The organism is Blautia sp. DFI.6.71 (assembly GCF_020593585.1).
Lineage (GTDB): Bacteria > Bacillota > Clostridia > Lachnospirales > Lachnospiraceae > Blautia_A > Blautia_A wexlerae.
Genome location: NZ_JAJDMJ010000024.1, coordinates 25,065 through 46,257 on the forward strand (window position 1 = coordinate 25,065; position 21,193 = coordinate 46,257).

General features: G+C 42.7%; 18 protein-coding genes. 12 read left to right on the forward strand and 6 right to left on the reverse strand.

The genetic code is table 11. From position 1 onward, the window contains the following. From rfbB to LJE12_RS11320, 3 genes are all read right to left on the reverse strand, one after another. The gene (rfbB, locus tag LJE12_RS11310) at positions 1 to 1,029 is read right to left on the reverse strand and encodes a dTDP-glucose 4,6-dehydratase (RefSeq protein WP_025577226.1); all 1,029 of its coding nucleotides are present in this window, start codon (positions 1,027 to 1,029) and stop codon (positions 1 to 3) included. 176 nt (positions 1,030 to 1,205) lie between these two features. Next, positions 1,206 to 2,102, reverse strand: coding sequence for a glucose-1-phosphate thymidylyltransferase RfbA (rfbA, locus tag LJE12_RS11315; protein WP_022380581.1), 897 nt, complete (start codon positions 2,100 to 2,102; stop codon positions 1,206 to 1,208). Positions 2,103 to 2,321: 219 nt separating this feature from the next. Then, complete coding sequence (locus LJE12_RS11320; protein WP_022380582.1) at positions 2,322 to 3,503, reverse strand: MerR family transcriptional regulator; 1,182 nt, start codon at positions 3,501 to 3,503, stop codon at positions 2,322 to 2,324. A 373-nt stretch (positions 3,504 to 3,876) separates the two neighbouring features. Here LJE12_RS11320 and LJE12_RS11325 point away from each other — a divergent pair, with 373 nt between their 5' ends. The 4 genes from LJE12_RS11325 to LJE12_RS11340 all read left to right on the forward strand — a co-directional run bounded on the left by LJE12_RS11325 (position 3,877) and on the right by LJE12_RS11340 (position 8,262). Continuing rightward, positions 3,877 to 4,632, forward strand: a complete 756-nt coding sequence (locus tag LJE12_RS11325; protein WP_020993689.1) for a DUF3825 domain-containing protein — start codon at positions 3,877 to 3,879, stop codon at positions 4,630 to 4,632. A 147-nt stretch (positions 4,633 to 4,779) separates the two neighbouring features. After that, positions 4,780 to 5,802 carry an acyltransferase gene (locus LJE12_RS11330; RefSeq protein ID WP_055148971.1) on the forward strand — a complete coding sequence of 341 codons (1,023 nt, stop codon included), beginning with the start codon at positions 4,780 to 4,782 and terminating at the stop codon, positions 5,800 to 5,802. Between the two features lie 231 nt (positions 5,803 to 6,033). Further along, a complete protein-coding gene (locus LJE12_RS11335; protein ID WP_008707524.1) occupies positions 6,034 to 6,774 on the forward strand; it encodes a hypothetical protein in 741 nt (246 codons plus the stop codon). Between the two features lie 150 nt (positions 6,775 to 6,924). Continuing rightward, entirely contained in the window at positions 6,925 to 8,262 is a 1,338-nt protein-coding gene (locus tag LJE12_RS11340) for an MATE family efflux transporter (RefSeq protein ID WP_227226952.1), read from the forward strand. A 23-nt stretch (positions 8,263 to 8,285) separates the two neighbouring features. Here LJE12_RS11340 and LJE12_RS11345 read toward each other — a convergent pair whose 3' ends face one another. Next, positions 8,286 to 9,986: a hypothetical protein gene (locus LJE12_RS11345; RefSeq protein ID WP_227226951.1), complete on the reverse strand. Its 1,701-nt coding sequence runs from the start codon at positions 9,984 to 9,986 to the stop codon at positions 8,286 to 8,288. A 459-nt stretch (positions 9,987 to 10,445) separates the two neighbouring features. On the opposite strand from LJE12_RS11345, the gene LJE12_RS11350 reads away from it, so the two are divergent. Then, entirely contained in the window at positions 10,446 to 11,681 is a 1,236-nt protein-coding gene (locus LJE12_RS11350) for an O-acetylhomoserine aminocarboxypropyltransferase/cysteine synthase family protein (protein WP_227292190.1), read from the forward strand. Between the two features lie 245 nt (positions 11,682 to 11,926). On the opposite strand, the gene LJE12_RS11355 is transcribed toward LJE12_RS11350, so the two are convergent. Continuing rightward, the gene (locus LJE12_RS11355) at positions 11,927 to 12,718 is read right to left on the reverse strand and encodes an ABC transporter permease (RefSeq protein ID WP_020993690.1); all 792 of its coding nucleotides are present in this window, start codon (positions 12,716 to 12,718) and stop codon (positions 11,927 to 11,929) included. After that, the gene (locus LJE12_RS11360) at positions 12,711 to 13,478 is read right to left on the reverse strand and encodes an ABC transporter ATP-binding protein (protein WP_055053699.1); all 768 of its coding nucleotides are present in this window, start codon (positions 13,476 to 13,478) and stop codon (positions 12,711 to 12,713) included. The genes LJE12_RS11355 and LJE12_RS11360 overlap by 8 nt, the downstream gene beginning before the upstream one ends. Before the next feature lie 576 nt (positions 13,479 to 14,054). Here LJE12_RS11360 and LJE12_RS11365 point away from each other — a divergent pair. The 7 genes from LJE12_RS11365 (at position 14,055) to LJE12_RS11395 (ending at position 21,146) form a co-directional block, all read left to right on the forward strand. After that, entirely contained in the window at positions 14,055 to 15,086 is a 1,032-nt protein-coding gene (locus tag LJE12_RS11365; protein ID WP_025577240.1) for a lysylphosphatidylglycerol synthase transmembrane domain-containing protein, read from the forward strand. Positions 15,087 to 15,097: 11 nt separating this feature from the next. After that, positions 15,098 to 15,718, forward strand: a complete 621-nt coding sequence (locus LJE12_RS11370; RefSeq protein ID WP_025577243.1) for a CDP-alcohol phosphatidyltransferase family protein — start codon at positions 15,098 to 15,100, stop codon at positions 15,716 to 15,718. A 546-nt stretch (positions 15,719 to 16,264) separates the two neighbouring features. Beyond that, entirely contained in the window at positions 16,265 to 17,179 is a 915-nt protein-coding gene (locus LJE12_RS11375; protein ID WP_227292192.1) for a phosphatidylserine decarboxylase, read from the forward strand. 69 nt (positions 17,180 to 17,248) lie between these two features. Then, positions 17,249 to 17,878, forward strand: coding sequence for an epoxyqueuosine reductase QueH (locus tag LJE12_RS11380; protein WP_334298435.1), 630 nt, complete (start codon positions 17,249 to 17,251; stop codon positions 17,876 to 17,878). 365 nt (positions 17,879 to 18,243) lie between these two features. Then, positions 18,244 to 19,623 (forward strand): argininosuccinate lyase, encoded by a 1,380-nt coding sequence (gene argH, locus LJE12_RS11385; protein WP_008707514.1) that lies wholly within the window; start codon positions 18,244 to 18,246, stop codon positions 19,621 to 19,623. 136 nt (positions 19,624 to 19,759) lie between these two features. Then, positions 19,760 to 20,845, forward strand: coding sequence for an aspartate-semialdehyde dehydrogenase (gene asd, locus LJE12_RS11390; RefSeq protein ID WP_008707510.1), 1,086 nt, complete (start codon positions 19,760 to 19,762; stop codon positions 20,843 to 20,845). 64 nt (positions 20,846 to 20,909) lie between these two features. Then, positions 20,910 to 21,146 (forward strand): DUF3343 domain-containing protein, encoded by a 237-nt coding sequence (locus LJE12_RS11395; RefSeq protein WP_008707504.1) that lies wholly within the window; start codon positions 20,910 to 20,912, stop codon positions 21,144 to 21,146. The last annotated feature ends 47 nt before the right edge of the window (positions 21,147 to 21,193 follow it).

Sequence of the window (21,193 nt, forward strand, 5' to 3'; positions counted from 1 at the left end):
TTATGCCTCCCCGCGGTTTGCGTACATTTTTTCATAGTAGTTCTGGTATTCACCGGAGATGATCGTTTCCCACCATTCTTTGTTATCCAGATACCATTTGATGGTCTTCTTGATACCGTCTGCAAATTTTGTTTCCGGTAACCAGCCAAGTTCGTTGTGAATCTTAGTCGGGTCGATTGCATAACGCATGTCATGACCTTTACGGTCTGCTACGTAGGTGATCAGGCTTTCTGGTTTGCCAAGTTCTTTGCAGATGATCTTAACGATATCAATGTTTGTCATTTCATTGTGTCCGCCGACGTTGTAAACTTCTCCAACACGTCCTTTGTGGATGATCAGGTCGATTGCGCGGCAATGATCTTCTACATAGAGCCAGTCACGAACGTTTTCGCCTGTTCCGTATACCGGAAGTGGTTTGTCATTTAATGCATTGGCGATCATTAACGGAATCAGTTTTTCCGGGAAATGATATGGTCCGTAGTTGTTGGAGCAGCGGCTGATAGATACAGGCAGTCCGTAGGTTCTGTGGTAAGCCAGTACCAGAAGGTCTGCAGAAGCTTTGGAAGAGCTGTAAGGGCTGCTTGTGTGGATCGGAGTTTCCTCTGTGAAGAACAGGTCAGGTCTGTCTAATGGAAGATCTCCGTAAACTTCATCAGTAGATACCTGATGATAACGTTTGATACCGTATTTGCGGCATGCATCCATGAGAACAGCAGTACCGATAATATTTGTGGTAAGGAAAACTTCCGGGTTTTCGATGGAGCGGTCAACGTGACTCTCTGCAGCGAAGTTTACAACCATATCAGGGTGTTCTTCCTCAAAAAGTTTGTAAACTGCTTCGCGGTCGGTGATGCTTTCTTTTACGAAACGGAAATTTGGGTTGTCCATGACAGGTGCAAGAGTGGAAAGGTTTCCTGCATAGGTCAGACAGTCCAGACAGATGATGCGGTAATCCGGGTATTTTTTTAACATGTGAAAAATAAAGTTGCTTCCGATAAATCCGGCACCGCCGGTTACGATAATGTTCATAGTGATTCTCCTTAAAAAATATATAATATGAATATCTGTAAGATTCTGTTATAGAGTCAGGCAGATAAAATTATCCGCCTTGCTGCATGGCGGGTGATATATCAAATAACTGTTTGAAAATTTGATATATCACTCACTTGACTGCGAATTCGCTTGTACAGGTCTAAAAGCTTCGGTTAGTGCAATACATCCAGATATTTACCGTCCAGAACGTCTTTTAAGTACTGACCATACTGATTTTTCTTCAGTATTTCATAAACCTTCAGCACATCTTCCTTTGTAATCCAGCCATTGAGATATGCAATCTCTTCCAGGCAACCGATTTTGCGGTGCTGGTGGCTTTCCATTGTTTTTACAAAGTTGGTGGCTTCCACAAGGCTCTCGTGTGTACCTGTATCCAGCCATGTGAATCCCTGTCCGAGAAGCTCTACGTTTAATTCGCCCTTTTCCAGATAGATGCGGTTCAGATCTGTGATCTCAAGTTCGCCTCTGGCACTTGGTTTCAGATTTTTTGCATACTCTACGACGCGATTGTCATAGAAGTATAAACCTGTGACACAGTAGTTGCTCTTCGGGTGCTCAGGTTTCTCTTCAATTGAGATAGCCTTGCCTTCATGGTCAAATTCTACAATACCGAATCTCTCCGGATCATCTACATAGTATCCGAAAACAGTTGCACCCTCGCCGGATTCTGCGTTCTTTACAGCAGCTTTCAGTCTTTTCTTCAGTCCATGTCCTGCGAAGATATTATCGCCGAGAACCATGGCAACAGTATCATCACCGATAAATTCTTCGCCGATGATAAATGCCTGAGCAAGTCCGTCCGGACTTGGCTGTACTGCATAGGTGAGATGGACACCGAATTGATGTCCGTCACCAAGAAGTTCCTCAAAACGAGGAGTATCCTGCGGAGTAGAGATGATCAGGATATCGCGGATTCCTGCGTTCATCAGTACAGACATGGGATAGTAGATCATTGGTTTATCATAGATTGGCAGAAGCTGTTTGGATGTTACCATTGTAAGCGGATAAAGGCGTGTGCCGGAACCGCCTGCTAAAATAATACCTTTCATGTGTATTCTCCTTTGTTATTTGGCAGTATGCGGTCGGAGCGATATTCTGTCAGTTATCTGTGTAAATGATAAGCAAAATATCAGGCGACTGCGGTACTAATCAACGGGTTTCTGGATTGTCAGTCTGAGTTACGATATCATCCTGACTCTGGTGATTGTATTATAAAAGGTGACCTTAGGTCACCTTCAAGTACTTTTTACAAAAAAGTTAAATTTTGGTTATTTTTCACAAAGAAAAATGCCGGCATCCTTGGTAATAAAGAACCCATCCTTTGTCTTTCGCGATACAAATCCCCGGAAATCTTTGTATTTGTCCAAAAGATACTGATTCTGATTTCCATGGCAGGAGAGGATATAGGAAATCAGCGGTTCTGCATCGGGGACAAGAAGAGAGTCCTTATAGCTTTCCCAGAAAATACGGGAAAAATACGGTGCCAGGATATCTGCTCCGTTTTCTCTGCCAAAACGCTCATAGAGTTTGTCTGCGGAGAGAACGATCCGGTCGTCAAAATCCCGGACTAGTCTGCTGACTTCCTGCATGTGTTTTTTTCCATAGGTACTGCAGATCAGTTTTCCGCCCGGAGTGAGCACACGTTGAATTTCGCTGCATACAGCTGAGATATCTTCACAGTAAAAAAGCACATGGTTTGCAATGACCAGATCAAAGCTTCTGTCTTCATGAGGAATTCTTGCACAGTCAAATGCCTCGAAGGAAAAACGGCTGTCTTTGCGTCCGATAGCACGTCTGGCATCACGAAGCATTCCGGATGAAAGGTCAGAAAGAGTAACGGAAACTTTACCGGGGAGGCTGGAAATATTCTGTGTCCACAGAACACCGTCGCCGCATCCAAGTTCAAGGATACGCATCCCCGGATGAATCTGACACTGCTCATAAACCCATGGAAACCATCCCTGTTTATTCTGGGAATAAAGGCTGTGCAGATTAATGCGTGAGGAAATGTTGGAGGCGTTCTGGTATTGATTTTTCATGCTTTTCTCCATGCCTGTCAGGTGGATCAGGTCAAGCATCTGATTCCAGTCTATGGAATGATGGGAGCGGATCGCATCTGTGGTATCCTGGATTGCCTTTTCCACCAGCTGCATTTGTTCGATACGGTCACGTACCAGCTTTAGCTGGATGTTCAGGGAATTTTCCATAAAATGATAGTCCGAGTCATCAATGGTCATTTCCCGGATATCATCCAGGGAGAAACCCAGATATTTCAGAAGCAGGATCTGGGAAAGTCTTGCAAAATCCTCATCTGTATAAAAACGTGCGCCGGATTCTGTTACATAGGAGGGTTTGAGGATATTCTGTTTGTCATAATAGCGGATAGTGCGGAGCGTTACATGTGCCATCCGTGCAAATTCTCCGGAAGAGTAGTAGCCGTCTTTTTTCATGGGAAAACCTTCTTTAAGAAAAATAGTCTTGCCTGCAAATGCGAATAGAAACAGTTGTTCAGTTTGTATTTGCGTATTGCTGATATGTGTAGAGTATAACACAGCTGACTGGCAGGCTACAAGCATCAGGTATTACCGGATAGATAATATTATACTGACTGAACTGTAAGTCTTATATGGTGATTTTTGACATTATTTGAAGGATACTAATTCTTGTCTTTTGACAGAAACTATGGTATGTTAAATAAGAATCCAAACTGATTTTCATACAAATCATAATCTGGCAGTTCTGCCATATTTTTTCCAAAATACAATAAATATTAAGAGAGAACAGTAATGACAATATGAAAGGTGCAGGGACAGGAGGAGCCTGATGATTAATTTATTTGATTTTACTTACTGCGGAGACTATAATCGGCAGATTCAGAATCTGGCAAGGATGGTGCCGGAGAAGTGGAGCTTTTCGGATACAGATGATAACGGAATTCTGAAAGGATACCTGGAACATACATTTAAACGCCTTTATGAAGAACAGAAGGTGTGGGAGAAAAAGAATTATGCCATATTTAATACAGGACTCTTTAATTACTATTATCAGCCGATTTATGCGTATTTTATTCCCAATCTGGTCCCGGACAGGCAGCCCTGGTTTCTGGATGGCTTTTATACAGAATACTATTTGTTAAAAGAAGGAATCACCTGTCTGCCGGAAAAGGCATGCTATGTGGAAAATCCGTCAGATCTTGTGTTTGATACAAAACTTCCGGTAATTCCACAGTACGAGCATATTTTCGGGGATGAGGAAAATGCTGCCCGTCTTCCAAAGGAAGTACGTGACAGCAGCATGAAAATGCAGCTGTTTGACGGCGCGCTGAAACAGACAAAAAGAATGCTTGAGGCAGATTACAGAACGGCAATTCCACAGTATTATAATCACTCAATTCAACTGCTGCTCCCAATCTGTCTCCGCCATCCGGGAAAACCCGACCTTGCACTGGCGTGTATGAAAACTTCGGACGGAAGCAAATATCTGGGGCGTACCTGCCTGACTCTCAGAATGGCCTATCATAATGCCAGACTTCTTGCAAGGGTGGACCGAAGCTGGCTGATGACTTCTGTATCTGCCTGAGGTTTGACATGTGTGGTTCGCTTTGATATATTATAGCAGCGAAGCGGATGATTTTATCTGTTTGACTGAAATGATGTCAGGTCAGACATTTACGGATTGTTCTGCTGCTATAGATGAAACAACAGAAAAAGGTGGGTGAGAAATCAAATGCGAAATAAAAGTCTGGATGCTGTAAAGGCCATTGCTGCGTGCCTGGTGGTATGCATCCATGTAAGCTTTCCGGGACAGGCCGGGCAGCTTGTAAAAGTACTGGCAAGATGTGCGGTGCCGTTTTTCTTTATGGTATCCGGGTATTTCTGTTATTATCAAAATTGCAATGCCTCAAAAAGAATATTGTCTAAAATCCTGCATATCATGAAGCTTTTTGCAGTTTCAGTTGTGTTTTATTTTATCTGGGAATGTTTTATGAAAGCCTGGAATGGGGAGAGAGTATGGACATGGATAAAAGGGCTTGTGAGTACAGAGTATCTGAAGGAATTTTTCGTGTACAACAGTACTTCTCCGGTAAGAGCACATTTATGGTTTCTTCCTGCATTAATTTACTGTTATCTGCTTGCTCTCCTGATTGAAAAATGGAGAATGCGTAAGGCTGCATATTGTATGGCACCTGTATTGCTGGCAATACTTTTATGGAGAGCGGAGTTTTGTGTCTTTTTTGACAGATTTTATCACACTATGGAATACAGAAACTTTCTGTTTACAGGAATGAGCTTTTTCCTTACAGGTCAGATGATCCATGAATATCAGGATAAGATAGTATGCAAACGTCTGGAGCAATGGATGCAATGGGGATTGAAAGCAGGGATGAGTTTCGGTGTGGCACTCAGCATGATGGAATATGCTTTCCGAGGAGCAGGAGAAATTTACACAGGAAATTGTGTTGCAGTGATCTGTCTGTTTCTGTGGCTTATTTTATATGGAAGGGAAATAAATTTTCCCTCTGTACTGGTGGAAACCGGAAGAAAATATGCTTTCCTGATCTATCTTCTTCATCCGGCAGTATCAGATCTTCTGAAAAAATGTTCAGAAGGTCTGGGAGTCAGCAACTGTCAGATTTATTTTTGGCTGCGTCCGGTTTTGGTATATATGCTGACAGTGGTGACAGTTTCTGGCATATCTGCGGTCTCTGCGTATGCAAGGCAAAATATTTTGCAGAATAATCATGTATAGTCAGGGTATGAAAATCCAGAATGAATTTTGGCTGCGTTACTGAGAATGGAATGAACAGTAACATAGTAACGTTATCTTCAGGAACCGCGGGAATTATAACTGTTCACATAATGGAAAATGTGATATAGTAATCAGTAAATCTTATGAACGTAACCGTTCGGTGTTTCACAGAATGGAGGATTGCTGAACAGTTACCGAAAATCATTATGCAGAAAATACAAAGGAGAGAGAATGGCAGATAAAAATCAGGACAAGAACCAGAGTAAGAACAGAGCAGAACAGGCAGAAGAGCACGATGAAAGCGTGCTGAATCCGGAGATTAAGAATGAATCGGATTTGTCAAAGAAGGAAAGACGTCTGATTGAGAAAGAAAAATTAAAGGGAATGGGGCCAAAGAAAAAGCTGGAATATATCTGGATGTATTATAAACCGGCTATTTTCGGAGTGATCGCAGTGATTGCTCTTATATTCGGAATAAAGGATTACTATGAACAGTCCAAAATAAAAACAGTTCTGTCCATGACAGTGGTAAATTCAATGGCAAATGATACGGAAACTCCTGAGCAGAAAATCAAAGAAACACTTGGGTACAAAGATGATCCCTATAGTAAAGTAGAGATAGGCGTGAATCTTACTACGGACTCTGAAATGGCAGAATTTGATTATAATGCACAGATGGCTTATGTGGCACAGATCCAGGCAGGTTCCATTGATATTATGGTTATGCCGGAGAAGCTTTATCAGACTTTGAAGAAGAATGAGCCATTTGCAGATTTGAAGGAATTGATGGGTGAGGAAGCTTTTGAGAAGTTTGGAATGCAGACAGATACTACGCACATTTCCATTACTGACAGTGAGCTTGAACAGGAATTAGGTGTAATCTACGATCCTGTATGCATTGCAGTGCCATATTCAGCACCGAATCAGGAAAACGCAGTAAAATGGATAAAAAGTCTTGACAGCAGGAAATAAATTGTGATATGTTTATCACACCAAAACTGGTGTGGATTTTTCAGTCTTGTGACAAACATGAACTCTTTTCGCCGCACGATTATCATACAGCAATGTAGAGATAATTGTGTGGCGTTTTTTGTTGCAATGAAACAGAGAAAGGAAAAAAGAATGAACAATACTTTTATGAAGAAAAAACCGATTCTGCCGCTTCTGGCATCTATGGCAATGCCTATGGTACTGTCTATGCTGGTGAATTCACTGTACAACATCGTAGACAGCTTTTTTGTGGCAAAGATCAGTGAGCAGGCGATGACAGCTCTATCTCTGGTATTTCCTGTACAGAACTTTATTAATGCAGTTGCCATTGGTTTCGGTGTGGGAATCAATGCACAGATTTCTTTTCAACTGGGAGCAAAAAATATTAAAAATGCGAATATAGCAGCTACCCATGGTATGCTCTTTAATATTATCCATGGAATTATTTTTACAGTAATCTGTATTCCGTTTATGCCTGTATTTCTCGGTATGTTTACAAAAGAGCAGGAAGTGATCTCGCCTGGTGTGCAGTATTCAACTATTGCATTTGCATTTTCCACAGTGATCATGATCAGCCTGTCCTTCGAAAAGATTTTTCAGGCTGTGGGCAGAATGAAACTGACAATGATCAGCCTGATGATCGGTTGTATTTCCAATATTATCCTGGATCCGCTGCTGATTTTCGGAGTGGGGATTTTCCCGGAAATGGGGATCAGAGGTGCAGCACTGGCAACTGGTCTTGGCCAGGTATTTACAGTTATTGTATATCTGATCGCATATAAAAAGTGTAGTATTCCGGTGGAGATCAGCAGGAAATATCTGGAACTTAACAGGAACCTGGATGGGAAGCTGTATATGGTAGGGATTCCCGCAATCCTGAATATTGCCCTGCCGTCAGTTCTGATCTCTTTCCTGAATCAGATATTATCGGCTTTTTCCGGAAGCTATGTAGTGGTTCTGGGAATCTATTATAAGCTTCAGACTTTTTTATATCTGCCTGCAAGCGGCATTGTCCAGGGAATGCGCCCGTTGATAGGATATAATTACGGAGCAGGGGAAATACAGAGGGTAAAGAAACTTTTTGGGATTTCTGTGCTTCTGAATGGTATGATCATGCTGGCAGGAACAATTATCTGCTTTACAGCATCAGAGACATTGATGGGAATGTTTACTGAGAACCCGGAAACTGTAAGATTTGGCACTGCAGCATTACAGATTATCAGTATCGGGTTTATCCCATCTGCCATCTCTGTTACAGCTTCCGGTGCATTAGAAGGACTGAGCAAAGGTGCTCAGTCCCTGGTGATTTCGTTATTAAGATATATTATAGTGATCATTCCGGCAGCTTATCTGCTGTGCTATTTTGCCGGGGCAGATGCTGTGTGGAATGCGTTCTGGATCTGTGAATTTATAACAGCAGTGGTAGTAGGTATCGGGATAAAGTATTACCGGAACCGTCTGCTGCAGTAAACGATAGTGATAAAGCTGCTAAGTCAGGCTGCGCCTGCTTCAGCAGACTCAGCATCAGACTCTGCTTCTGAGGCATTTTCATCAGTAACATCTTTGGCATCGGAATTGCTTCCACCGCTGAGAACATAAGTGATGACTTCGTCCGGAACGCCTGCATTGGACAGATTATCCATAAGTGTAGTGAGGTCGAGTGTAGCTGCGTAGGCACTCATATCATCTTCATTGGTTACGTCATAAACATCTCCCAGAGCCGTAAGGTCCGGAATTTCAACAGATTCGCCTGCACCGGAAGTAACAGTGAAGCTTCCGAGAGTGCTTCCTGCACTTTCAACGGACAGTGCAACAGAACCAGAATCTTTTGCTGAATTTAAATCTAATACAAGTGCAAAGTTCTCGAGCATGGAAAGAGAAGAATCTGTATCTTCTGAAGAATCAGCAGGGAAGGTGATAGTATAGTTACCGTTTAAGTAACCTTCTTTTGCAGATTCGGTGTCGTAGTCCTTTACTTCGATAACAGCTGCGGCTGTATCATCCTGAGAAATTTTATAGGTTCCGTTTAATTTACCGCCATCAATCTGACCGGATCCGGACAGGGAGAGTGTGCCGGAATCATCTGTTTCAATGGAGAGAAGATAGCCAAAGTCTGAGCCGTCCCTGGTCATCTGCCAGTTCAGAACAGGAGTTATTTTATCACCTTCCTGAAACTCAATTTTACGTCCTGCAATTCTGCCGGTCTCATCAACCCAGATTCTGGTGTTGAGATGAGAATCATCGGAATCACCGGTATCTGCATCTTTCAGAAAATCAAGACCGTCTTCTACAGCTTTGGTAAAGCTTTCGTGCAGGTCCTCGTTACTTGAGAGTTTCTCTGTCCAGGTATCGAGGATGTTCTCAATATCACTGTCTGATTTTGCTTCTTCCAGGATTGCAGTTGCAGTTTTTACAGCGTCTTCGGCTGAAATCTGGCCTTCATATACTGTACAGTCCTGACTGATATCACCTGCTGTCAGAGTTTCCTGACTGCTTTCGCCTTCTGTTACATTGTCAAAAAGCATAGATCCGTATTTATCCAGAAGTGTTTCTACTACAGAAGCTTCTGGAGCTGCTGCTGACAGATCAGACATCATGGAAACAGTCAGGCTGAGACTGTCAGAGTAAGCGGAAGCGAAATTGTCTGTCGGAATATCTGCATCTGAATCATCAGGGGTTAATTCTTCAAGATCATTTTCAATATTGGCAGCCTGCTGGTCTGCGGCTTCTTTCAGATTGGTCTTGAAATATTTATCAGAGAGTTCAGGGATGCGCATATAAATATCCTGGCTGTCCGGATCAAGATAATATTCCAGAGTACAGATTTCATTATCATTAAGAAGGACCTTCATCAGAATACCTTCTTTTCCTTCTGTAAAAGAAATATCATTGGAAAGTGTGATATTGTCCAGCCAGGAGACATCAAATGGTGCGACAAACCCCAGCAGTGAGCGTCCGGAATCTTCAAATTTCAGAATCATGTCACTCTGCATTCCTGACATCAGAGACTGGCTTTCCTCTATAGATGTAGCGTAAGAAGATGCCATTTCTGTGACCTTTTTTGCCCATGCATCTTTTTCAATGGAAGCGTAACTGTCTGCTGCAAATGCTGTAGATGGAATTGCAGCAGTACCAAGAAGTGCTGCAGTACAGATAGCGGTTGTTTTTCTTAACCATTTTTTCCTTGTTTTCATAAAGGGCCTCCTTCCGTTCTGTTATGAATCTTATGTAGTGGAATTACATTTCAGGACATTCATTTTCAGATATGTCGTTTGACTGAAATAATAATCTATAGCAGTCCTTGTAAATGATTTTTCAAATACGCTCTATATTAAGATGCATTATTTTAGAGGATTGCTATATATCAATTTTACCAGATAAAGATAGAAAAAGCTATGTTTTTTCGACAATATGGAAAAAGATGTTGATTTTAGACTAAATTATTTCTATAGAAAAATAACAAAATATAGAAAAAAACTATACGTGTATATAAATAATTGATATAAGAAAATTTATTGACAGATTTATGTGAAAAATATATACTACTATTCATATCGAAACACTATGGAATTGCTAAAAACAGGGAAACGATATATCACAGAAAACATACCGTTAGTCCGGAGATTATTATATTTTACAAGGGGAATATGCTCATGGAATTTCAGACTAAATTATTACACGGAAAAGCAGTAGACAATTATGCGAATGGTTCAACAGTGCCGCCTATCAGCCTGGCAAATGCTTTTGCATATGAATCTTCAGAACAGTTGGAAAAAGTATTCCAGAATCGGGCACCGGGATTTGCATATACCAGGATTGCGAATCCGACAGTAGATGCGTTTGAGCGAAGAGTAAATGAATTAGAAGGCGGGATTGGAGGTGTAGCCTGTTCCTCCGGAATGTCAGCGGTTACATTATCATTACTTAATATCCTGCAGGCAGGGGATGAGGTAATCGCAGGAAGTGCATTGTTCGGAGGTACACTGGATCTGCTTCATGATCTGGAGGCATTCGGAATCAAAGTACATTTTATACCGAGGGTAGAGAAGGCGCTGATCGAGCCGTTTCTTACAGATAAGACCAGAGCAGTGTTTGGCGAAATAGTAGGAAATCCAGCACTGAATGTAATGGATGTCCGGGAAACAGCAGATTTTCTTCATGGAAAAGGAGTGCCGCTGATCGTAGACAGCACAACTTCGACTCCTTATCTGCTTAATCCGATTCAGTATGGTGCGGATGTAGTGGTGCATTCTACTTCTAAATATATAAATGGAAGTGGAGATGCCATCAGTGGAATTATCATTGACAGCGGAAACTTTTCCTGGAGTCCGGAACGTTATCCGGGAATGAAGGAATATAAGAAATACGGAAAGTTTGCTTATCTTGTGAAACTGAGGAACGGAATCTGGCGAAACATGGGCGGCTGTCTGGCTCCGATGAACGCTTATCTGAATATTATCGGAATGGAGACACTTGGTCTTCGTATGGAGCGGGTCTGTAATAACGCTTTCCGGCTTGCCCAGGCACTGGAGAAGCTGGAAGGTGTATCTGTCAACTATCCGCTGCTGGAGTCCAGTCCATATCATGAACTGGCAGAAAAACAGCTTAGTGGACAGGGTGGAGCGATTCTGACTATCCGTGCAGGTTCCAAAGAACGGGCATATAAGCTGATCAATCATCTGAAATATGTAAAGATTGCAACCAATATTGGTGATGTGAGAACTCTGGTGATTCATCCGGCGTCTACAATTTATATCCACAGTACGCCGGAGGCAATGGAAGAGGCTGGAGTGTACGACGACACAATCCGTATCAGTGTGGGTATCGAAGATATAAAAGATTTGATAAAGGATTTCACAGAGGCAGTGGAGAGCCTTGGAGAAGAATAATTCATGATATACACATTATCAGGCGCTTTGGTCGGAACATGATAGTAACCGGACAGAGGCGCTGGTTTAAAAACAGAATAACTGACAGACAGTCAGAAACAAGAGAAGCCCCGGAAGTTCAGGAGTGTCCAGTTAAGTGGAACTCGATGATCTTCCGGGCTTCTTTTTGCAGCAAAATTTTTTCAGATATTGAATCTGTTTCCGAAACCGTTTCGTTATAAAAAATAGCGGTTAAAAATTAACAACTATCTGCGGGCGCGTTTTTCAATCAGTCCGAGGAGTCCGTACAGGATAATAGCGATGATGCACAGGATGATAATGGACATCAGCACCCAGGTAAGCTTAAAAGTCTGGCTGGAATAGATGATCAGGTAGCCAAGTCCTTTTCTGGCACCGATAAATTCGCCTATGATAACACCAACCAGACACAGACCAATATTAACTTTCATAACACTGAGCAGTAACGGCACAGAAGACGGAAGAATAATCTTCATAAGCTTCTCTTTCTTTCCACCGCCCAGCGTCTCAATCAGCTTCAGTTTTTCCGGGTCAGCTTCGCCAAAACCTGTATACAGATTCAAAATCGAACCAAAGATAGCAACTGACATACCGCAGACAATAATCGTCCGTTCGTTGGCACCAAGCCATACAATAAGCAAAGGTGCCAGAGCAGATTTCGGAAGGCTGTTCAGTACTACGAGATAAGGCTCTGTGATCTTCGCAAGTCTGGGACAGGTCCACAGCAGAACTGCCATCCCTGCACCCAGAACAACAACGAACAGAAAACTGACCAGTGTTTCCGTAATTGTAACAGAGAGATGGGGAAAAATAGAGCCGTCTCTGCACATACTGCAGAAGCTGTGCCAGATCATTACCGGACTGCTGAAGATAAAAGAATCGATCAGCCCGGTCCTGGCGGAGATTTCCCACAACACCAGAAAGAAAAGAAGAATAAATATCCGCAAAAAAAGAACAAGTTTCTTTTCTCTTTTCTGATGTCGGATATACTGTTGCTGATGATATGAGATTTCAGACATCATGATTCAGCTCCTTCCAGATAAGATTGAAATAAGATTTAAATTCAGGCGCATTTCTGGAAGCCATAGGAGTACGGTTCTCCAGATCAAAACAAATTGGCACAATCTTACGAATAATGGCAGGCCTTGGAGAAAGAATGATAACCCGGTCTGCCATGCTGATCGCTTCTGAAATATCATGGGTGACAAGGATCGCAGTCTTTTTTTCCTGACGCAGGATTCTGCCGATATCATCACTTACGCTGAGTCTGGTTTGAGAGTCAAGTGCAGAGAACGGTTCATCCAGCAGAAGAAGTTCCGGCTTTAATGCCAGAGTACGGATCAGTGCAGCTCTCTGGCGCATTCCTCCGGACAATTCGGACGGATGTGCAGAGCGGAATTTGTCCAAACCGTAATCTGAGAGAAGCTGATTTACATAAGCAAGTTTTTCGGCAGTGAGTTCCCTGCGGATTTCCAGTCCGAGAAGAACATTTTTATAAATTGTCCGCCACTCCAGCAGATGATCCTTTTGCAGCATATATCCGATACGGCAGTCACCGGAAGTTACCGGCGTGCCGTCCAGAAGAATCTGTCCCTGTTCCGGCCGGAGCAGACCACAGATCAGATTCAGCAGCGTGGACTTTCCACAGCCTGACGGCCCGACGATGGCGAGAAATTCACCTGGCATCAGTTGAAAGGATATATGAGAAAGGGCAGGGGTTTCCCCTGATAAACTGTGGTAGGAGAGACTGACATCTGTAATATCCAGCAGTGGTTTCATACAGATACCTCCATATTCGGTGAATAGTAACGAATATTTGTTACTGTTCACACACCAACTATCCCGCTAGTGCGCCGACAAGTTGATTCTTGAAACAATCTTGCAGGATAAATTTTCTTATTTCAAGGCGGAGGAAGGAGGCGTAGCGGTGGCTACGGCGACCGACGACAACGCGGAAATAAGAAATTTAGACGCAAGATTGTTCGAGAAATCAACTTGTTGGCACACTAGGTGTTTTGGCATGAATATGCCAAAATCCCGAGACATACAAGCCAAAATTCCATTGCCGCAGGCAATCTGGAATGAATTTTGGCTACGTTACTGTGAACGGAGTGAACAGTAACGAATATTTTCATAATTTATGATATGCAGAAATGTCAGGGTATGATATAATAGATGAACTATAGTATTTTTGCTGCTATAGTATTTGAGGGCAAATGTTCTGTAAGGAATACGTTACTGTTTACTATGTGTTTCATATCAGAAATATACATATATCAGACACTGCGACATGCATGAATCGGGTATAGAAATCAGACGAATGCTGTAAAAAACTGTATAAGAAAGTGTAAGCAAATGAGAAACAAAAAGAAAGCAATATTTAACACCATTTTTCTGATCCTTATATTTTCCATTACCGTATATATGGTATTTAAGGGAGAGGATCTGGGAGAGATTATTCATACAGTACGGCAGGCAGATCCGGTTTACTTACTGATCAGCGTGGTTTGTGTGGTACTGTTCATACTTGGCGAGTCTGTAATTATCTTCTATATGATGCGGACTCTCGGAGCAAAAGTAAAGATGGGGCATTGTGCTCTGTATTCTTTTGTGGGATTCTTTTTCAGCTGTATCACACCGTCTGCATCCGGCGGACAGCCAATGCAGATTTATTTTATGAAAAAGGACAAACTTCCGATTCCTGTCACTACGCTGGTCCTGATGATTGTCACGATTACTTATAAAGCGGTTCTGGTAGTGATCGGAATTGTAATCTGGATTTTTGGCAGAGGCTTTCTGGAAGGATATCTTGGTCAGTACATGTGGGTGTTTTACTTGGGCGTAGGCCTGAATATTTTCTGTGTTACTTTCATGATGATCCTTGTATTTGCCCCTGGATTGGCGAAGTGGATTATGGTAAAAGGACTGAAACTTATTGAACATTTCCGTTTCCTTAAGCCAAAGGCAACCCGGCTTGAGAAACTGGAAGCGTCTATGGATCAGTATCATGAAACTGCGGCTTTCTGGGCAAGTCACAAGCTGGTGATCCTGAAAGTGTTACTGATCACTATGGCGCAGAGGATTTTGTTATTTACAGTTACATACTGGGTATACCGTTCGCTGGGATTTCATGGATATTCCATCATAACCCTTACGATTTTGCAGTCTGTCATATCTGTCTCTGTTGATATGCTGCCTTTACCCGGAGGAATGGGAATCAGTGAGTCTCTTTATCTGGTGATGTTTGCACCGGTTTTCGGAGAAGCATTACTTCCTGCAATGCTGCTCAGCAGAGGAATTTCCTATTATGCACAGATGCTTATCAGTGCAGTGATGACCTGCGTGGCGTATTTCATAATAGGAAGAAAAGAACAAGAAGAAAAGTAGGGGGAGAAAATATGTTTTTAGGAATTTATGATTATACGGTAATATTGACTTATATAAGCCTGGGAATTTCCGTATTTGGAATTAGCAGGGCTCTGGAGGGGGATTTTAAGGTTGCGATTTTCTGTCTGGCACTTTCCGGACTGTGTGATATGTTTGACGGAAAGATAGCCAGAACAAAGAAGAACCGTACGGATGATGAGAAGAATTTCGGGATTCAGATCGATTCCTTATGTGATGTGGTCTGCTTTGGTATTTTTCCGGTAATGATCTGTTACTGTCTGGGTGTGAATACACCGGCGGGGATTGGGGCGCTTATTTTTTACAGTGTGGCATCTGTCATCCGCCTTGCATATTTTAATGTTTCAGAAACAAAGAGACAGAATGAGACTTCTGAGAACAGACAGTATTATCAGGGGCTTCCGATCACATCCATGGCGATCATCCTGCCGTTCCTTTATCTGATGAGAAGATATTGCGGACTCTATTTCCTGATCGTGATACATATTGCAGTGATTATCGTGGGACTGCTTTTTATTCTGGATATCAAGGTAAAAAAACCTCAGAATCCGGTACGTATCCTGCTGGTTGCAGTCGTGGCACTTGCACTTGCGAAGATGTTCCGTTTGATATAAAATAAATATAACTGTTGACTGGCCGCAGCGGTTCCCGGGAAACGGGGAGGCTGCGGCTATACTTTTGCTGCTGAGAACGGAGTGAACAGTAACACAAACTTTTTTATGGAGGGAAGATACGAGTCAACTCCCCATCACCTAAAGGTAATGGGCTTGTAACTGCCCAGTCGTAGTAACGGCTTACGCCTCCGACCTTTTATCTCCAATAGGTATTGCTACCTAAAGTGGCGCCACATCATAGGGTGGTTGACAGCACCCTTTACAGACAAGATATACTCATCTGTAACTGTATCAGGTACTAAACTTCCCATGCTATACAGCAAACATTCTTTTACGGGTAAGATTTTACGCAATACGCGAGTTTTGTATTGCAACCTCATATCTTGTCAATGCACAAAAGAGTGTCTTTGATGAGCAGCACATCTAACGGTTTTCTCTTTAAAAACTGCTACGGTTATTGTAGCATATTGGGTAACAATTTACAAGGCTCCTCCCACCGCCTAAAGGAAGTGGGTTTCTGCCTATGACAAAGGAAAGGATTTATTTATGAAGTATATTGACAGAAAAGGAAATATCACGATTGAAGAGAATGAGCAGGATAAATTTCTGCGGCATTTATATAATGACCGGGGTGGCAGACTCTGCCTGAAACTCCTGATCAGACCTTTCGTGTCAAAGGCAGCGGGAGTCCTGCTTAACACCAGACTTTCTGCCAGATTTGTACCGGATTTTGTAAAAAACAACAAGATTGACCTGAGCATTTACGAAAAACAGAACTTCTCTTCATGGAATGACTTCTTTATAAGGCGCATCCGAAAAGAAGAACGCCCGATCGATATGCGCGAAAACATCCTGATCAGCCCCTGTGACGGAAAACTTTCCGTACACAGGATCAGCTCAGACTCATGTTTCAGCATCAAAGATACAGAATATACAGCAGGACAGCTTCTGAAGAATAAGGCAATTGCTGAGAGATACACAGGCGGCTATGCGTTGATTTTCAGACTGACAGTAGATGACTATCATCATTACTGCTATGTGGCAGATGGAAGAAAATCCGCGAATGTAACTCTGCCCGGCGTTTTCCACACAGTGAATCCTGCAGCAAACGATGTATATCCCATCTACAAAGAAAACGCCAGAGAATACACTCTGCTGAAAACAAAACAATTCGGAACCATCCTCATGATGGAAGTAGGCGCCATGATGGTGGGAAAAATCACAAATCTCCATAAAAATCCTGCCACAGTAAAGAAAGGCCAGGAAAAAGGCAACTTCGAATTCGGAGGTTCCACAATAATCCTTCTCATCCAGCCGGGAAAAGTCCGCATTGATTATGATCTGATCGAGAATACAGAAGAGGGATATGAGACTATCGTAAAAATGGGCGAACGAATAGGAGAGTGCAGGAAGTTAAAAAATACAAAGAATCATTACGAAGGCACAATAGAGAATACCTGAACAGGTATTCGCATTTTATTAAAAGATAATAAAAAGCATTTGTGAAGATGCAGAAAGGATATCATAATACTGTTGAATAAACGAAACTATCAGAAAGAACTGGAAAAACTTATAGATCAGGCGCAAAAAGATAACAAGATCCCAAGCCTGTTTCTCCACAGCTGCTGTGCACCCTGCAGCAGTTACGTACTGGAATACCTGTCGAAATATTTCAACATCACAGTATTCTACTACAACCCAAACATCTACCCGGAAGAAGAATATCGCAAACGAGTCCGCGAAATCACCCGTCTTGTAAACTCCATGGAATTTGAGCATCCTGTCAAACTGATAGAGGGTCACTACGACCCACAGGAATTCTTCCGGATGGCAAAAGGCCTCGAAGACGTACCCGAAGGTGGCGAACGCTGCTTCAAATGCTACCGCCTCCGCATGGAAGAAGCAGCAAAACTGGCAGAAGAGGGCGGCTATGACTATTTTACCACCACCCTTTCCATCAGCCCTCTGAAAAACGCAGCCAAGATCAACGAAATCGGTGAAGAACTGGCAGAAATCTACCACGTCCAACACCTCCCATCCGACTTCAAGAAAAAAAACGGCTACAAACGTTCCATCGAACTATCCCACGAATACGACCTCTACCGTCAGAACTACTGCGGTTGCGTCTATTCCCGAAGAGAGGCTGAAAACAGAAAATAAAGCAGTAACCACAATTATGTAACATATAGCCAATACCCAGTGAAGAAAAAGAAGGTGTGTTGGGGCGCATTTGAGGGTTCTTGTAATTCTTGGTATTCGGGAATCTGCGTTATGAGCCGACCGTCTCACGTGTCTGAGCGAAGTTTGCAACGGAGCGAGTTTGAGAGGGCGGCTCATGGTTTTAGCAGATTCCCGAATGCCTTAGAATTACAGGGTTCCGAAACTAAGCCCCAACACACCTTCTTTTTCTTCACGTACCTTTTGAATGATTCCAAACTAACTACTTTGCAATACTGAAAAAATATGTTACACTAACACGTAAAAGCAATAATACCAAAAATAAAGAAGAAACGAGGAATAACACAATGGCACAGCTTTGGGGCGGACGTTTCACAAAAGAAACAGACAAACTTGTATATAACTTCAACGCATCCATCTCTTTTGACCAGAAATTCTATGAGCAGGACATCAGAGGCAGCAAAGCACACGTAGCAATGCTCGCCAGACAGGGGATCCTGACAGCAGAAGAAAAAGATCAGATCGAAGCAGGTCTTGACGGAATCCTTGCAGATGTAAGATCCGGCAAACTCGAAATCACATCCGAATATGAAGATATCCACAGCTTTGTCGAAGCAAACCTTATCGACAGAATCGGTGATGCAGGCAAGAAACTTCACACAGGAAGAAGCCGTAACGACCAGGTAGCCCTTGACATGAAACTCTATGTAAGAGATGAGATTGACGAGACAGACGAACTGGTAAAGAAACTTCTCGAAGCACTTCAGAAGATCATGGAAGAGAATGTCCACACATACATGCCAGGCTTCACACACCTCCAGAAAGCGCAGCCGGTCACACTGGCTCACCACGTAGGTGCATACTTTGAAATGTTCGTACGTGACAGAAGCAGACTTGCAGATATCCGTAAGAGAATGAACACCTGTCCTCTGGGTGCAGGCGCACTGGCAGGAACCACCTATCCACTTGACAGAGAATATACAGCACAGCTTCTCGGTTTCGACGGCCCGACCAGAAACAGCATGGACTCTGTATCAGACAGAGACTATGTGATTGAGCTTCTGTCCGCATTCTCCACAATTATGATGCATATGAGCCGTTTCTGTGAAGAGATCATCATGTGGAACTCCAATGAATACCGCTTCGTAGAGATAGACGATGCCTACAGCACAGGCAGCAGTATCATGCCGCAGAAAAAGAACCCGGATATCGCAGAACTTGTAAGAGGAAAAACAGGACGTGTATACGGAGCATTAACATCTATCCTTACAACCATGAAAGGAATCCCTCTTGCATACAACAAAGATATGCAGGAAGACAAAGAACTTACATTTGATGCCATTGACACTGTAAAAGGATGTCTTGCCCTCTTCACAGGCATGATCTCTACTATGCAGTTCAACAAACAGAATATGGAAGCAAGTGCAAAGAATGGCTTTACAAATGCTACAGATGCAGCCGATTATCTGGTAAATCATGGAGTACCTTTCCGCGATGCACACGGCATTGTAGGCCGTCTGGTGCTTACCTGTATTGATAAAGGGATTTCTCTGGATGAACTTCCTCTTGAAGAATATAAAGCCATCAGCCCGGTATTCGAGAACGATATTTACGAAGCGATCAGTATGAAAACCTGTGTGGAAAAACGTATGACCATCGGTGCACCGGGACCTGACGTGATGGAGAAAGTGATCGCTGAGAACAAAAAATATCTGGAAGAAAATTAAAAAAATGCTTGCAATTTATTTTGGTTTGTTATAGTATGTACAAGAAAGACAGATGTACGCAATATAAGGACACCTGAATAAAAATGTCCGCGTAAGGGTAGAGACGCGGGCAGAAGATAAAGAGGAGAAAGATATTATGAGTGAAAAGCTTAGAGTCGGTATTTTAGGTGCTACAGGTATGGTAGGTCAGAGATTTATCTCTCTGCTTGAGAATCATCCATGGTTTGAAGTTGTAACTGTAGCTGCAAGTCCGAGAAGTGCAGGAAAGACATACGAAGAGGCAGTTGGCGGAAGATGGAAAATGGATACTCCAATGCCGGAGGGTGTCAAGAATCTTGTTGTTATGAACGTAAACGAAGTAGAGAAGGTTGCTGCAACAGTTGATTTCGTATTCTCTGCTGTAGATATGTCAAAAGAAGAGATCAAGAAGATCGAGGAAGAATATGCTAAGACAGAGACACCGGTTGTTTCCAACAACAGTGCTCACAGATGGACACCGGATGTACCGATGGTAGTGCCGGAAATCAATCCGGAACACTTCGATGTAATCGAATCCCAGAAGAAACGTCTTGGAACAACACGCGGATTTATCGCTGTTAAACCAAACTGCTCTATCCAGAGCTATGCTCCTGTATTAACTGCATGGAAAGAGTTCGAGCCATATGAAGTAGTTGCTACTACATATCAGGCAATCTCCGGAGCAGGTAAGACATTTAAGGACTGGCCGGAAATGGTTGGAAACATCATCCCATACATCGGCGGCGAGGAAGAGAAGAGCGAGAAAGAGCCATTAAGAATCTGGGGTAAAGTAGAAGACGGTGTAATCAAACCTGCTACAGAACCGGTTATCACATGCCAGTGTATCCGTGTACCGGTACTGAACGGACATACAGCAGCTGTATTCGTTAAATTCCGTAAGAACCCTACTAAAGAGCAGCTTATCAAAGCATTAGTAGAGTTCAAGGGACTTCCACAGGAATTAGAACTTCCAAGTGCTCCGAAGCAGTTCATCCAGTATCTGGAAGAGGACAACCGTCCGCAGGTTACAGAGGATGTAAACTTCGAACATGGCATGGGCGTATCTGTAGGACGTCTTCGTGAAGACACCGTATATGACTGGAAATTCGTAGGACTTTCCCACAATACAGTCAGAGGTGCAGCAGGCGGAGCAGTTCTCTGTGCTGAAACCTTAAAAGCAAAAGGATATATCCAGGCGAAATAATTTATAGAAAATAATAAAAGAGGTGCCGGTAACGGTGCCTCTTTTTATGAGGACACGACGGATTATGAAAGAAAAAGTTCTGACAACAGTGGTGACTTTTGAAACTACCACTCAGGCAATTGCCATGGAAAGGGAATGTAAGAAAAACAAATTTACAGGCAGACTGATCCCTGTGCCAAGAGAAATATCAGCTTCCTGTGGCCTTGCGTGGAAATGCGGGGAACAGAACGAAGAAGAAACAGCTTCCTATATGAAGGAACAGGATCTGGAATATGAAAAGATTTATAGGATTCTTGCATAAAATGGAAAGATTTATAGGAATACCTGATATATGGTAAACGGTTCACG

Coding starts and splice junctions, on each gene's coding strand:
- rfbB (WP_025577226.1), bottom strand. CDS start 1,029: ATGAACATTATCGTAACCGGCGGTGCCGGATTTATCGGAAGCAACTTT.
- rfbA (WP_022380581.1), bottom strand. CDS start 2,102: ATGAAAGGTATTATTTTAGCAGGCGGTTCCGGCACACGCCTTTATCCG.
- LJE12_RS11320 (WP_022380582.1), bottom strand. CDS start 3,503: ATGAAAAAAGACGGCTACTACTCTTCCGGAGAATTTGCACGGATGGCA.
- LJE12_RS11325 (WP_020993689.1), top strand. CDS start 3,877: ATGATTAATTTATTTGATTTTACTTACTGCGGAGACTATAATCGGCAG.
- LJE12_RS11330 (WP_055148971.1), top strand. CDS start 4,780: ATGCGAAATAAAAGTCTGGATGCTGTAAAGGCCATTGCTGCGTGCCTG.
- LJE12_RS11335 (WP_008707524.1), top strand. CDS start 6,034: ATGGCAGATAAAAATCAGGACAAGAACCAGAGTAAGAACAGAGCAGAA.
- LJE12_RS11340 (WP_227226952.1), top strand. CDS start 6,925: ATGAACAATACTTTTATGAAGAAAAAACCGATTCTGCCGCTTCTGGCA.
- LJE12_RS11345 (WP_227226951.1), bottom strand. CDS start 9,986: ATGAAAACAAGGAAAAAATGGTTAAGAAAAACAACCGCTATCTGTACT.
- LJE12_RS11350 (WP_227292190.1), top strand. CDS start 10,446: ATGGAATTTCAGACTAAATTATTACACGGAAAAGCAGTAGACAATTAT.
- LJE12_RS11355 (WP_020993690.1), bottom strand. CDS start 12,718: ATGTCTGAAATCTCATATCATCAGCAACAGTATATCCGACATCAGAAA.
- LJE12_RS11360 (WP_055053699.1), bottom strand. CDS start 13,478: ATGAAACCACTGCTGGATATTACAGATGTCAGTCTCTCCTACCACAGT.
- LJE12_RS11365 (WP_025577240.1), top strand. CDS start 14,055: ATGAGAAACAAAAAGAAAGCAATATTTAACACCATTTTTCTGATCCTT.
- LJE12_RS11370 (WP_025577243.1), top strand. CDS start 15,098: ATGTTTTTAGGAATTTATGATTATACGGTAATATTGACTTATATAAGC.
- LJE12_RS11375 (WP_227292192.1), top strand. CDS start 16,265: ATGAAGTATATTGACAGAAAAGGAAATATCACGATTGAAGAGAATGAG.
- argH (WP_008707514.1), top strand. CDS start 18,244: ATGGCACAGCTTTGGGGCGGACGTTTCACAAAAGAAACAGACAAACTT.
- asd (WP_008707510.1), top strand. CDS start 19,760: ATGAGTGAAAAGCTTAGAGTCGGTATTTTAGGTGCTACAGGTATGGTA.
- LJE12_RS11395 (WP_008707504.1), top strand. CDS start 20,910: ATGAAAGAAAAAGTTCTGACAACAGTGGTGACTTTTGAAACTACCACT.